The organism is Methanobrevibacter sp. UBA188 (genome assembly GCF_905234905.1).
Lineage (GTDB): Archaea > Methanobacteriota > Methanobacteria > Methanobacteriales > Methanobacteriaceae > Methanocatella.
On sequence record NZ_CAJOJM010000006.1, the window covers coordinates 23871 to 36858 of the forward strand.

The window sequence follows — 12988 nt, forward strand, 5'->3', positions numbered from 1 at the left end:
TTAGCTCATAACTCCAAAGTTAATACCATTGCTTCCAACAGATACAAAGGAATGATGTCCCTTGTCATTTTGAGGGTAATCATATCTTTGAGATTCAATTGCATTTACAACCTTATAGTTGTTATATTCATTATTGAGAATGGAATAGAACTCTGTCTTGTTGTAATTTGACTTGTTTGCACTTTTCACCACTTCTTTAATTGTTGGTGTTATGTCGCTGCCTCTCCATGCGATATAATAGAACTCATCACCTGCTGAGAACCATAACTTGGAATTGTTTGCTCCGTCATTGCGGTCATATGTCATGAAGTGGATTGCATCGTGGCCTTCAACATTGACTTTTTTGATTTGGCTGTTGTGTTCCAGAAAATATCCATACAAATCCATTATTCTTGGATTGACATATCTTATTGTGAAAACGTCAATGTCCTCATCGAATTCGTACATATTGAAGTCGCTTGAATATGGATTTTTGTATTCCGGAGGAATCTTGAACTCCTCATATCCCACAATAGCTTCAGTCCAATTGGAGCTATCAAGTGCATTTACTGCATTAATTAAAAACATTAGAATAAAAATAAAAATCATGATTTTTTTAAGCATATTAATACTGTGTTTGATATTATTTAAATAGAAGTAGGGAAATTATTATTAAGGTTCAATTTCATTATCGTAATTTAAATCATTATTTTATATTTTGTAGTTCTCCTATCTCTGTCTTTTGAGTCCATATCAACCAAATCATAAACTAACGGGTTTGAAATAAGCATTTTCCAAATTTCATAGGTGACATTAATAAAGTCCTCATTGAGTTTTATATGATCCCTGATGATGGGACATTCATATGGAAATTCAGTTTCATCTAAAACAAGATGAAATTCTCCATTTTTGGAGATATGTGGCACTAAAGGAAATGTTCTGCATTGAATCGGTCTGATTGACCTGTCGCATCTTGGCGGATTTTTGCATTTGACAAGATATATATTATCTTTCCATGAATGAGGATATCTGATTTCAGATGAATCCATATAGTATAGCTCAAAATCAGGGCTGTCTTCATACATTAGCTCTTCACCGGGAAGTAAGTATAAAACAAGCTCTTCAGTGTGTGTTTCATCAGCATCATAAACACAGCATACTTCACCACATAATTTCCCACAATCAAAATCGACAGGGGTTACCTCATCGAGTCTTTGATAAATCTTTTGAATTGTTCTTTTCATTTCTTGGGCTGTAATTTCCATGTTATCTAAATTATACATTTAATGTGAAATTAATTAAATTTTTTGAAAAATTATTTATATATGATTGGGATATATACTTTTAGGTGACTATAATGTTTAAACGGTTATCAATATTTTTAATTCTAACTATATTCCTGATGGGGTTTGTATCAGCTCAGGAAGTGTCTGATTTTAAATTTAACAGTGATTTTAAAGATGTTGGGGATGGAGTTTTTATTAAATACGGTCCAACAGGTCAAGCAGAACAAAGTATGGCTGTAGTTCCATTTTCCAAATCCGGTGGTGAGGATTACTTTAAAAATGATACTAAATACGGTTATTCTGTAAATAAATCAAAAAATCAAACTTATAATTTCGTTGATGAACCTTTAAAAGAGCAAGGAACCTGTGAAATAATCAAAGTTGACAATAAATATTTTATTGTAGAATCTTGGGAAAAAATTGGTGCTGAAAGCTCTTTTGAGGATACATTTAACAATGTCATGGAATTCAATAAGTTAAATAATGTTAAGCCATCTGTTGTATCAGGTGTTGTAAAATAAACCTTTTCCTTTATGTGATTTATTAGATATTTAGAATATATCTAATATAAATCATCTCTTGGAGGGTTTTGAATGAGTGATTCGGAGTTAACAAATACAGTAATAATAGACACCTTTGAATGTGATATCATCTCAAAGAAGTTGGCCGCAATTAACAATAAGGTCAGATTTTCAATTCTGGAAATTTTAAGGGATAACAGCAAGGAACCCTTATATTCCCGTGAAATAAATTCAATTCTTTTAAATAAGTATAACATTTCCATAACAGTTCAAATGCTGGGACAACACCTGAAGCAACTTGTTGAATCTGAGCTGATTCAGGAAGTCACTGTCAAAAAAGAGGTAGTCAATAAAGTGGGACAGAGAAATGTCAATGGATATTCCCTGAAGGATAATGCTTTTGAAGATCTGTTTTTGGAAATCTCATTCTTTTCTGATGAAATCTTGACATTCTTTGATTTGCACAAAATCAATCTTGGATTGGAGGATGGATATTGCATCATAACAATATTCAATGGGCCGGATAAGGGCAAAACATTCAAGGTTCACAAGGATGAAAGTATATTAATAGGCCGTAAAAGCAATTTCACTGATGAAGACTTCGAACTTCCTACTATTCTATTGGATAATGAATATGAAACAGTTTCAAATGTTTCAAAACCTCATTTAAAGGTCTTCAATAAGGAAGACAAATGGTATGTTATTGATGGTGGAAGTTCAAACGGAACATTTATAAAAGATATTGAAATTCCAATCAATAAGGCTGTTGAAGTTAAAAATAACTCTTTCATTAAATTATCCCGAGGAAATGGCGGAGCGGTTATTCACGTTTCCTATTAGAATTTGGTGATGTTGTTGGAATTGGATGATATTAAACAATTGGTCGGCGAATTCTTCAATGGCCAATATGAAGTTAAAAAGTTTTTAGGCGAAGGATCCTTTGCCAAGGTTTATCTTGTAGAGCATAATTATCTTGAAGACCTACGGGCAATGAAAATCATCAAGGAACCTGTAAGTCCGGCAACAAACATCAAATCAGTATTCAAGGAAGTGATGCTTGCAACCAAATTGAGACATGAAAATATCATAAGCATATATGATGCGGGAATCATGTCAACATTCGGGCAAAATAAAAAAGATTTAGCTTTTTTTGTAATGGAGTATGTACAGGGCGGAGATTTGGAGCAATACCTAAATTCATTCATAAATTCAAATATTCTGATGCCTATAAATAAGGTGCTGACTTTAATAAGACAGATATTGATGGGTTTGAACACGCTTCACATGTCAAATCCTCCGATAATACACAGGGATTTGAAGCTTAAAAATATCCTGCTTACTTTTGATAACTGCGGCGAGATTGTTGTCAAGATTTCCGACTTTGGTTTTTCGAAGGAAGTTACAACTAAAATTTCAGATATTGACATAGTGGGTACAAGGCCATACATGGCACCTGAATGTTTTAAAAAGACAATATCTACCATGACAGATATTTATGCGGTTGGAGTTATCTTTTATCAACTTTTGACAAATAAATTTCCCTGTGATATGGATATGTTTTCCATGGAAGACCTATTGGAATTGAAGCCTTGGAAAGAGCAATTCAAACCTCCGAGTTACCACAATAAAAATGTTTCAACAAATATTGATGAAATCGTAATGAAATGTCTTCAAATCAATCCGAAGGACAGGTATCAAAATGCTTCTGAACTGTTGGCTGATATTGAAATAGCCATCAATAATCTGGAACCTGCAGTTGATATGACTAACAGAACTGAAGCTATTGAGGATGATTATCATTATCTAATAAATAATTCTCTTAGGAATGCTTTCCGATTGGCTAAAAGGGAAAACGGTTTGGATATGGCTATTGAAATTTTGGAAAATGAATTTCTGAATGATTATGAAATCCGCAAGCATTATGGCGAAACATTAAAGATGTGGAAATCTCCAAATCCTGATGTAAAACTGATTTCAAAAGCTTTTACAGTTAATCTCAGTGGAAAAAATTATTATTTGTCAATTGATTTGTTAAAAGAAGCAATATCTTACAATCCTTCAATAAAAAATAAATTCAGTCATTATATTGATCTGTGGAAAATTTTCATTGAATTGTCAAAAGATGCCAACCTGATTAAGGCAGTCCTTTCACTGGAAGAGCTGATGGAAAAAAATAAGCATATTAAGCAGATGTATTCTCCAATCATAAATACTCTGAAAACTTATTCCGTTGAAGAGATTGTTGCACAGTCAAATCATCTGGTCAATCTGAATAATCTCATTGATGCATCCAATCTTATGGAGTTCGCTGTTGTTTTTGATTCGGATATCAGAGATTCTTATGAATATAAGTTATCTTTATGGAAACAGAATATGAATCATGAATTTAAGATATCCAACAAGTTCAAGGGCAATACTATTGATTATGCAATTGATTTGGGAACGACGGACTCCATTCTTTCATATTATAATGATGGAAATCCCATTATCGTCAAGAATTATCTGACTGGTGATGATTTCACGCCTTCGGCTGTCTTGATTGATGAGGATAACAATATTCACGTCGGTGAAGATGCTAAGAATGCATTGTGGGTTGATGATAAGAATGCGATTTCTGAGTTCAAGCATAATATGGGATTTTCCATTCCATTCAACTTTCAAAAATCTTCACGTATAATGCAGCCTGAAGAGCTATCTGCAGAAATTCTGAAGGATTTGAGAACTTCAGCATATAAACAATTAGGCGTAAACGTTGAACATGCAGTCATTTGTGTTCCTGCAAATTCTAACTACATTAAAACCAAAGCGATAAATGATGCCGCTGACCTTGCGGGATTGCGATCCCACAGTCTTTTGCTGGAACCTGTTGCCGTTTCAATAGCATATGATTTGAAGGAAAATAATTGGTTAATTTATGATTTGGGTGGAGGCACTTTCAGCATTTCCCTGATTAGATATTTTTCAGGTGAAATTGATAGTTTGGACAGCATCAGGCTAGATGATTTTGGTGGAAATGCTTTTGATTGGGCAATTGTAGATGATATTTTTGCACCAAAGATTGCCAAACAATTAAAACTGAAAGATTTCACACGAGATAATAAGAGATATAAAAGAATCTTTTCAAAGCTCAAGGTAGTAGCTGAAAATTCTAAAAAAGAATTGTCAAAATATAGTAGTGCAGATATATTTATTCATAATCTTTTCAATGATTATGACTTTACTTATACTTTAACAAGAGATATGCTTGTGGAAATTATTGAGCCTTTAATCAAACCTACATTTAATTTAGTGCAAAAGCTATTAAATGATAACTCTCTTTCAAGCAGTGATATTGATAAGGTCATTCTTGTAGGTGGGTCATGCGTTAGTCCGATAGTTCAGGATTTGATCAATGAAAATTTGGACATGGGTCTGGAACATGGCATTAATCCACTTACCGTTGTTGCCAAAGGAGCATCAATATATGCTGGCATGCTTAAAAAGCCAAATGTTGACATTTCATCAAATCCATTTTCATTGATATTGAATATCCAGAAAGATTATGTCAGTGGAAGGGTTTTTACGATTGATGACAAATATTCGTTTCTTGGTTATTATGTTGAATTCATAGGTGATGAATACTCGACTGGTAAAGTTCCAATCAATCTTGACGGTACGTTTAAGGTACTTATTCGCCAGGGAGACTACGAAATAGTGATATATGACCACAATAGCAAGGTTGAAATCGATGAAAGGTCTCCTATTTTAGTTAAAAATGATAAAATGTTCATCAAGTTTTTTGACAATGCATTTTCATCCGATGGCGCCAACATATCTCAAATGTATATTCTGGATAAATACAGCTCTTTAATAAAATCAATTGATTATTTGAATGAATATTCATGTTCAATAAGAGGCATAGAAATCATAGATTATATAGACAGGTTAATTGAATTGGTTAAAATAGATAAAAGAGCAATGCAGTTGGCTTCAATATATCTTGATTATCTTGAAAACATGATAAAAAGGGAAAAGTTCAACTTGAACTTTTCAATGCTTTTGGAAAATGTGAAAAATAAGCTCGATATTGCCAAACGAGGAGAATTGTTTGAAACTGCTGATTTCAATAGATATCTGGACATTGCAGTAAATACAAATGACTTTGTGAAATTAGATGAGATTTACAATAATTTGATTAGAGAATATGTCAAATTAAATAAGGATGATGTTATCATTTCCAGCTTCTTCAATTTAAAAACCGAGGGTATTTATGATAAAAATAGGCAAGATTATGAAGATTTGTCTAAAAGAGCATCAATAGCTTTAGATTTCCACGATTATGATGACTTGGCAGTCATAGTCAGGGAATTATATGAAATAGATGAAAGGTTTGATAGGTGATATTCATGAAAGACGAAAAGAATTCTATAAAAGCAACAATCGTTTTAAATAAAAGCAATTCCGATGGATTTTTGGAGTATCCCTTTGACCTAAAGCAGGTTATGGAAGCATTGGATGAGCTTTCCAATGAATAACTTTTTTATATTTAATAATAAACTTTTTAAAGTTAAATTGAATAGCTATGAATATTTATGTTTATAAAAAAAATTTTTGTATAAAATATTTATAGTCTGATGAACAAATTAAATTTTAATTACTTTTAGACGTGTTTTTTTATGAAGTACAAAAGGAATAAATTTAAAATTAACAATGCAAGAATAAATATTATTTTTATATTGCTGTTTATTTCCAACATCATTCTTTATGTGGCGTTCCTAAACAATTTATATCATGATAGCAATTTCAATATTCCTTTTGAAACATTGAATAACATTCTTACTATGGTTTCTGCAATCATAATTTTAGGATTCATTTCGACAAGACTTCCCCAGTTTAGAAATTTGGGGGACAGCTCCATTTATGAAGTATGCTATCTGATTATCATTGGAATATTAAGCATGGTTATTTCCTATTTCAATAAGACATCGAATACTGAAATGTTCATTGCTCCTTATATGGAAATGTTCAAGGTATTATCGGTAATGCTGATATTCATGCTGATTGTAACCAAGACAAAGCCTTTTAAAAATATTATGAAAGGCAAAATTACAAGAAAAAATCAGATATTATGTCTAATCATTTTTTCCATTTTGGGCTGCATTGCTTCATTGTATCATGTATATGTCAATAACACTCCAGCAAACGTTAGAACTTTAATAATCATGATTGGGGGATTGTTTGGAGGACCTTTTGTAGGGATACCTTCAGGAATAATTGCGGGAATCTTCAGATTTTCACAGGGCGGTGTAACTGCATTTCCATGTGCCCTTTCAACTGTTTTATCGGGGATTGTAGGTAGTCTGATATATGTATGGAATGGTAAAAAAATTCTTAGAAGCCTACATTCAATATTGCTGATTTTTTATTTCATTGGATTTGAAATGCTTTTAATAGTAATATTAACTCCTAATAATATTTCTTTTCATTTTGTGGAAGACATTTATCCTTTGATGTTGTTTGCATCAGTGATGGGCATGGCGTTGTTTTTAATGATTGTCCAGGAACAGACTCAACCTAAAAAAGAAATTTCCTATGAAGAATTTAGAATAAATGAGATGGAAAATACCTTGGAAGAACATTTGGATAGAATTGAAGAGTTGGAAGAGGAAATAGATGAGCTTAAAAACGAAAATTCAGATTAGTTTTGCAATTGTATACTCTCCGATATAATCAAAGAGTATTTCTGCCTTCTGCTCATTGTTCATTACATTTTTGATGTCACTTGCACTTTTCACTTCTTCGATTAGCGTGTAATCGCTGTTTGCAACATATCCTACAATAGATTCATCTTTCATGACAGCTATCGCATCAGGGTCATGCTCATTTTCAATGTCCTTAACCAGACTAACGATAATTCCACTTTCAGGAGTAAAGTTATAGAAACTGCAGCCTGTAATGATTATTAAAATGTCTGATGTATTGTTAATATATTCAATTTGATTTTCCAGTTCTTTTAATCTATCAAATTCTTTATAAGCTATCAAATATGCTTTTTGTGCTTCCACGAGGTCATTTAAACCTTCCAATATTTCCGCTTTTAAAAAATAAAATTCCGATGGGTCTTCACTTTCCCCAAGCACTTCCAATCCGCAATTGATCAATCTTAATGCCTTGTCATAATTGCCTTCTGGGAAAAATGAAAGTTTGCCCCAATTGTACAGTGAATTCGCTTTGTTAATCTTGATGTCTGATGATTCATTAATGTTTAATGCATTATCGAAGCATTCTATTGCCTTTTCATATTCCTTCAAGTTATCAAGAATGATTCCTTTAAGATTCCAATTGGAGTAATCATTGTCACTTTGAAGTATCTTGTTAATTTCCACCAATGCTTCATCATACTTCTGCTCCTTGATTAAATGCTCTACTTTAGAAGTTTTTGATACTTTAAAGGTGGCCTGGTAAGTTTTGTCATTTTGATTTTGCTTGTCAATGTCTGTATTGAGATATTCTCTATTGTCTGTCATTTAAATCAATTTCAATAGCTGTGCTTATCTATGAATTTGATTGATGTAATAGTTATATTTTTAGTATATTAAATCCTATTTTTAATCATGTCTTTAATTGATGTAATGTTTAAAAGGAGAAGTACAAGAAAATTCAATGATGAAAATATATCTAAGGATGAACTTGATTTGATTCTTAAGTCTGCTCTTTTAGCGCCTACTTCAATGAACCGAAAGCCATGTAACTTCATGGTTGTTGAAAGAACTGAAACATTAAAGGAACTGTCTAAATCAAAAGACCATGGTGCAGATTTAATAGCTGGTGCAAATAAGGCTATTGTAGTTGTTGCGGATTCTATGGTTGCAGATACATGGATTGAGGATTCATCCATTGCATTGACTCATATGCATTTGATGGCAACAGAACTTGATATTGGAAGTTGTTGGGTCCAAATACACTTAAGAAGTAAAGACGGCAAGGATTCCGAAGAGGTTGTGAGGGATATCCTAAAAATCGATGGTCATTATAGAATTGTGGGCATTCTTGCCTTAGGTCACAGCGACAATATTCCAAAACCTCACGATGAAAGTGATTTGGATAAAAATAAGATACATTTTTTGGTATAGTTGATGGAGGAGATTAAATTATGGATTATGATGTTATTTATATTGGAAGCGGAAATGCCGCATGGCAGGGAGGCCGGTTTTTAAGAAAAGCAGGCCTTAAAATATTGATAGTCGAAGAAAGCCTATATGGAGGAACATGTGCTAACAGGGGATGTAACTCAAAAGCACTTCTCGATGCCCCATATGAAATAAAGGCTTTGGCAGATAACTTTGAAGGTGTTGGAAAAGCAGGTAACTTTGAAGTTGACTGGCCGGCATTAATGAAATTCAAAAGGAAAAGAATTGCAAATATGGCTCCATTTCTGGATGGCAAATTTGAAGAGTACGACCTTGATGTGGCTCATGGAAAGGGTGTTATTGTAGATGAACATACTGTAAAGGTCGGTGATGAAACATTCACTACAGATAAAATCGTTATAGCTACTGGATTGAAGCCTGTAATTCCTGATATCAAAGGAAAAGAGTTTCTACATGACAGCACTGACTATTTGGACATTGATGAGCTTCCGAAACATTCCATCATTATAGGTGCGGGATTTGTCGGTATGGAATTTGCATCAATCCTTGCCGAAGCAGGCCTTGAAGCAGACGTAATCATCAGAGGGGACATGGCATTAAAGTATTTCCATCAGCCTTATGTTCAAAGGGTAATTGAAATTCTTGAAGGAAAAAATATTCGCTTCCATTTCAATGAGCAGGTAAGCGAAATCATTAAGGATGACAGTGCAACAATTGAAAACCCCGAAGCAAAAGTTTTAAATCTCAAAAAGGCTTTGAATACAGATGATGAGCTAAGAGATCCTGAAGCCAAAATCGACAACAGGGCTTATGAAAATGCATTCACAGTAAAATGTGAAAGTGGCCTAACATTATGTGGAGATTATGTTGTTGCAGCTATTGGGCGAGAAGCCAATGTGGATGGAATAGGTCTTGAAAATGTTGGCCTTACAAGCACCAAACAGGGTATTAAGGTAAACGGACACCTTCAGACAGAAGTTCCAAACATTTATGCTTCAGGTGATGTTGCAGATACAGGCGTTGCAAAACTGGTTACCGTAGCTATACATCACTCAAAATACCTTGCAAAGGAATTGCTTGGTGAAGCCGATGAAATAACCTATCCTGTAGTTCCTGCCGTTGCATACACCATTCCTAGAATTGCCACTGTCGGTGTTCCAGCGTATGTTGCAGATGAAAGTGACGAATATGATGTCCACACAATCAGATACGGCAATTCATACTCTCTTGAACTTAAAAACGATACTACTGCAGAGGCAAAGGTCATCGTTGATAAGGATTTAAACATTGTCGGTGCTGAAATATATGCTGCAGACGCTGAAAATGTAGCGAACATGTTTGCATTTATCATTAACAAGAAAATAACTCTTGAAGAACTAGATTATATGATTTATGCATTCCCTTCAAGCAGTTCTGTATGTCTGTATAAATTGCACAATATTCACTATGACTTGTAGCATGGGTTTTCCCATGTATATTTTTTTTTAAAAAAAGCGAAAGCTTTTATATTATCATATCAAAAAGAATATATTTAGGTGAAATTATGAGTGAAGAAAAAATTACTTATGATGATGTTAGACAGTATGAAAAATTTTTCACATTAACTCCTTCATTTTTACTAGAAAGATGGGCCAAAAAAAATACTAATTTGGTTTCCAAGTTTGAATCTAAAATAGAGTCCTTTTTGAATCGCATGGATGACAACAAAAGGAACAAATTGCATGCTGTCTTGAATAGTGATATTGATGAATTACAACTCATTATGAAAGAAGCACATGAAAGGACCAATAAAAAACAATATAAGATCTTAGCAAACCCAAAATATAAGCAATTCATTGAAGAAAATCTTAAGGAAATCGAAAAAATGGTTTAATGGGATGAAATGTCTGATTGTACATCCCATTTTGCGGGTCTGTTAATAAAACATGTGGATGTTTTTTTCCAGTAACAGTTATTGCATGTTTTGCATTTACTCTCACCATTACCCTCAATTTGCCATTCAACCAAAAAGCTAGGATCAGCCACAAATGGTCTTTGCATTGAAATGTAGTTAATATCAGTTGAATTTAAAATATCATTAATCTGTTTTTGGGTAGTGGCTCCACCACCTAGAATAACTGGAATATCAACATTTTTGATTATTTTTTCACTTGCTTCAACCAACGGATTTTTCTCCTTGTTTTCCCGTGTGAAAAATTGCGGTGAACGTGGACGTGTTATCTGAAGTGAATCAACACCATATTTTTCAAGAATTTTAGCAACTTCAATTGTCTCATCCAAGGTCATTCCATTTGTTGTTCCGTCAAATGCATTTAAACGACAGTTTATATGAAGTTCTGTAGTCTCTTTAATCACTTTAATTATTTCCAAAACGATTTTCAAACGGCTTAATGTACTTCCTCCGTATCTGTCGCTACGGGAATTGAAATTGGGATTTATGAATCTGGACAGGAAATAGTAGTTCCCAAGACCTATTTGAATGCCGTCAAATCCTGCATAATCGAATTTTTGGGCGGCGATAATCATGTCTGTTTGAATCTTTCTAATGTCTTCTATTGATATGTCATCAATTTTCATATTCTGCTCGGTTTTCTTGTTGAATTGTACAAAACCCAATTGGGCAAAAATAGGAACGTCATAAACGTGCACCAAATCTGTCAGGTCACGCGCTTCACGTACAAATTGAGTATAGTTAACGGTATTAGAATATTTTGAAAAAACGTCCCTCGGATATAGGGAGTATAATTCTGTAATTATCAATCCAACACCGCTGGCTGCAATATTTTCGTATCGGTTATATATTTCAGGAGTCAAATTACCTGATTTTTCTCTTTCAGACTCCCACAAACCTGTTCTGACAATTCTGCTGTTAAGCTTCAAATCTCCAAATTCACAGTAATCAAATAAGTCTTTCATGATAGTATTTAAGATAAAATTATATAAATATGATTCTAATGTAAACAATTATTCACAAAAACATTAATTTATGAGTTTTTTCATAATTATCTGCATGAATTATAAAACTATCGGTTTAGCTATCTTGATTTTAATGGCATTTGTATCCGTATCTGCAGTTTTCAGTGCTGATTCACCAATTGTAGATGGTTTAAACAGCACAACAAATTTCACTCAAGCATTAAATGATGCAGGAGTTCAAAATAAAACTGTCTTATTGATCTTTGACCAGGATAGCTGTTATTATTGTGATTTGTTGAAAAAGGATGTTTTATCCAATGCGAATGTTCAAAAGCAATTGGAAAAGGATTTCATTGTTGTAGACATTGATATTACAAAACAGCCACAAATAGCTTCAAAATATAAAGTTATGGGAACTCCGACTTGTGTATTCTTAGATTCCAAAGGAAATGAAGTTCAAAGGATTGAAGGTTACGTTTCCGCTGGTGAATTTTTAAATTTGATTAAGGAGATTTAGATGGAAGTTCTTCCCCTAATTTCCTTTACTTCGGGAGTAATATCAATATTGTCCCCATGTATATTGCCGATATTGCCTATTTTTGTAAGCGTTAGTCTGAAATCCCGCTCTAAGCTTGACCTGATATCGTTTGTCGGCGGTTTGTTGACAATTTTTGTTATTATAATATTTTTGACAGGTTTTTTCACATCAATTCTATATTCGTATATTGTTCCGATAAGGATTATATCTTCAATTATTTTGTTGATTATTGGTATTTTGATGTTTTTTGATTATTCGATGGGATTTAAAGCAATTCCTCAAATAAATGGTGATGGTCTGTTTTCATCATATATTATGGGTATTTTGACATCGGTTGCATGGGCACCATGCTATAGTGGATATCTGATTTCATTAATCTCATTGCTTATAAGTTCAAGCAGTCCGACCTATGCTGTTTTAAACATAATTATCTATTGTATGGGTTTTGCTTTAACATTATTCATATTAAGTCTCTTCATTTCAAAAATTAATTTGGAAAGGCTGATATCAAAAACAAGGCATATTCCTAAAATATTTGCTGTACTGGTGATTTTTGGAGCCTTATACTTATTGTATGATGCAATTCAGGCAGTAATCTAAATTCAATTTAAAATAGAC

General features: G+C 33.1%; 14 protein-coding genes. 10 read left to right on the top strand and 4 right to left on the bottom strand.

The annotated features are described in order from the left end of the window. The gene (locus tag QZ143_RS02245; protein ID WP_292607966.1) at positions 1 to 567 is read right to left on the bottom strand and encodes a hypothetical protein; all 567 of its coding nucleotides are present in this window, start codon (positions 565 to 567) and stop codon (positions 1 to 3) included. Positions 568 to 677: 110 nt separating this feature from the next. Then, a complete protein-coding gene (locus tag QZ143_RS02250; RefSeq protein ID WP_292880812.1) occupies positions 678 to 1262 on the bottom strand; it encodes a hypothetical protein in 585 nt (194 codons plus the stop codon). Positions 1263 to 1336: 74 nt separating this feature from the next. Between QZ143_RS02250 and QZ143_RS02255 the strand changes: the two genes are divergently transcribed. From QZ143_RS02255 to QZ143_RS02275, 5 genes are all read left to right on the top strand, one after another. Then, the gene (locus tag QZ143_RS02255) at positions 1337 to 1786 is read left to right on the top strand and encodes a hypothetical protein (protein ID WP_292880815.1); all 450 of its coding nucleotides are present in this window, start codon (positions 1337 to 1339) and stop codon (positions 1784 to 1786) included. 72 nt (positions 1787 to 1858) lie between these two features. Then, positions 1859 to 2626, top strand: coding sequence for an FHA domain-containing protein (locus tag QZ143_RS02260; RefSeq protein ID WP_292607107.1), 768 nt, complete (start codon positions 1859 to 1861; stop codon positions 2624 to 2626). A 15-nt stretch (positions 2627 to 2641) separates the two neighbouring features. Next, on the top strand, positions 2642 to 6166 hold the full coding sequence (locus QZ143_RS02265) for an Hsp70 family protein (RefSeq protein WP_292880818.1): 3525 nt from the start codon (positions 2642 to 2644) through the stop codon (positions 6164 to 6166). A 5-nt stretch (positions 6167 to 6171) separates the two neighbouring features. Further along, positions 6172 to 6300 carry a hypothetical protein gene (locus tag QZ143_RS02270; protein WP_292607100.1) on the top strand — a complete coding sequence of 43 codons (129 nt, stop codon included), beginning with the start codon at positions 6172 to 6174 and terminating at the stop codon, positions 6298 to 6300. A gap of 141 nt (positions 6301 to 6441) precedes the next feature. Beyond that, positions 6442 to 7467 (top strand): LytS/YhcK type 5TM receptor domain-containing protein, encoded by a 1026-nt coding sequence (locus tag QZ143_RS02275; protein WP_292880821.1) that lies wholly within the window; start codon positions 6442 to 6444, stop codon positions 7465 to 7467. On the opposite strand, the gene QZ143_RS02280 is transcribed toward QZ143_RS02275, so the two are convergent. Further along, entirely contained in the window at positions 7459 to 8292 is an 834-nt protein-coding gene (locus QZ143_RS02280) for a tetratricopeptide repeat protein (protein WP_292607096.1), read from the bottom strand. The genes QZ143_RS02275 and QZ143_RS02280 overlap by 9 nt on opposite strands. A gap of 87 nt (positions 8293 to 8379) precedes the next feature. Between QZ143_RS02280 and QZ143_RS02285 the strand changes: the two genes are divergently transcribed. From QZ143_RS02285 to QZ143_RS02295, 3 genes are all read left to right on the top strand, one after another. After that, complete coding sequence (locus QZ143_RS02285; RefSeq protein ID WP_292607094.1) at positions 8380 to 8898, top strand: nitroreductase family protein; 519 nt, start codon at positions 8380 to 8382, stop codon at positions 8896 to 8898. Positions 8899 to 8918: 20 nt separating this feature from the next. Continuing rightward, entirely contained in the window at positions 8919 to 10373 is a 1455-nt protein-coding gene (locus QZ143_RS02290; protein ID WP_292880824.1) for an NAD(P)/FAD-dependent oxidoreductase, read from the top strand. Positions 10374 to 10459: 86 nt separating this feature from the next. Next, entirely contained in the window at positions 10460 to 10789 is a 330-nt protein-coding gene (locus QZ143_RS02295; protein ID WP_292609130.1) for a hypothetical protein, read from the top strand. Here QZ143_RS02295 and QZ143_RS02300 read toward each other — a convergent pair. After that, complete coding sequence (locus QZ143_RS02300) at positions 10786 to 11832, bottom strand: NADH-dependent flavin oxidoreductase (RefSeq protein WP_292609128.1); 1047 nt, start codon at positions 11830 to 11832, stop codon at positions 10786 to 10788. The genes QZ143_RS02295 and QZ143_RS02300 overlap by 4 nt on opposite strands. A gap of 94 nt (positions 11833 to 11926) precedes the next feature. On the opposite strand from QZ143_RS02300, the gene QZ143_RS02305 reads away from it, so the two are divergent. Both QZ143_RS02305 and QZ143_RS02310 read left to right on the top strand, forming a co-directional pair. Continuing rightward, positions 11927 to 12349, top strand: a complete 423-nt coding sequence (locus QZ143_RS02305) for a thioredoxin fold domain-containing protein (RefSeq protein WP_292880827.1) — start codon at positions 11927 to 11929, stop codon at positions 12347 to 12349. After that, positions 12350 to 12970 (top strand): cytochrome c biogenesis protein CcdA, encoded by a 621-nt coding sequence (locus QZ143_RS02310; protein ID WP_292880829.1) that lies wholly within the window; start codon positions 12350 to 12352, stop codon positions 12968 to 12970. It abuts the gene before it with no gap. The last annotated feature ends 18 nt before the right edge of the window (positions 12971 to 12988 follow it).

Excerpts from the sequence above, each read along its gene's own strand:
- QZ143_RS02245 (WP_292607966.1), bottom strand. The coding sequence starts at position 567 with ATGTTTTTAATTAATGCAGTAAATGCACTTGATAGCTCCAATTGGACT.
- QZ143_RS02250 (WP_292880812.1), bottom strand. The coding sequence starts at position 1,262 with ATGTATAATTTAGATAACATGGAAATTACAGCCCAAGAAATGAAAAGA.
- QZ143_RS02255 (WP_292880815.1), top strand. The coding sequence starts at position 1,337 with ATGTTTAAACGGTTATCAATATTTTTAATTCTAACTATATTCCTGATG.
- QZ143_RS02260 (WP_292607107.1), top strand. The coding sequence starts at position 1,859 with ATGAGTGATTCGGAGTTAACAAATACAGTAATAATAGACACCTTTGAA.
- QZ143_RS02270 (WP_292607100.1), top strand. The coding sequence starts at position 6,172 with ATGAAAGACGAAAAGAATTCTATAAAAGCAACAATCGTTTTAAATAAA.
- QZ143_RS02275 (WP_292880821.1), top strand. The coding sequence starts at position 6,442 with ATGAAGTACAAAAGGAATAAATTTAAAATTAACAATGCAAGAATAAAT.
- QZ143_RS02280 (WP_292607096.1), bottom strand. The coding sequence starts at position 8,292 with ATGACAGACAATAGAGAATATCTCAATACAGACATTGACAAGCAAAAT.
- QZ143_RS02285 (WP_292607094.1), top strand. The coding sequence starts at position 8,380 with ATGTCTTTAATTGATGTAATGTTTAAAAGGAGAAGTACAAGAAAATTC.
- QZ143_RS02290 (WP_292880824.1), top strand. The coding sequence starts at position 8,919 with ATGGATTATGATGTTATTTATATTGGAAGCGGAAATGCCGCATGGCAG.
- QZ143_RS02295 (WP_292609130.1), top strand. The coding sequence starts at position 10,460 with ATGAGTGAAGAAAAAATTACTTATGATGATGTTAGACAGTATGAAAAA.
- QZ143_RS02300 (WP_292609128.1), bottom strand. The coding sequence starts at position 11,832 with ATGAAAGACTTATTTGATTACTGTGAATTTGGAGATTTGAAGCTTAAC.
- QZ143_RS02305 (WP_292880827.1), top strand. The coding sequence starts at position 11,927 with ATGAATTATAAAACTATCGGTTTAGCTATCTTGATTTTAATGGCATTT.
- QZ143_RS02310 (WP_292880829.1), top strand. The coding sequence starts at position 12,350 with ATGGAAGTTCTTCCCCTAATTTCCTTTACTTCGGGAGTAATATCAATA.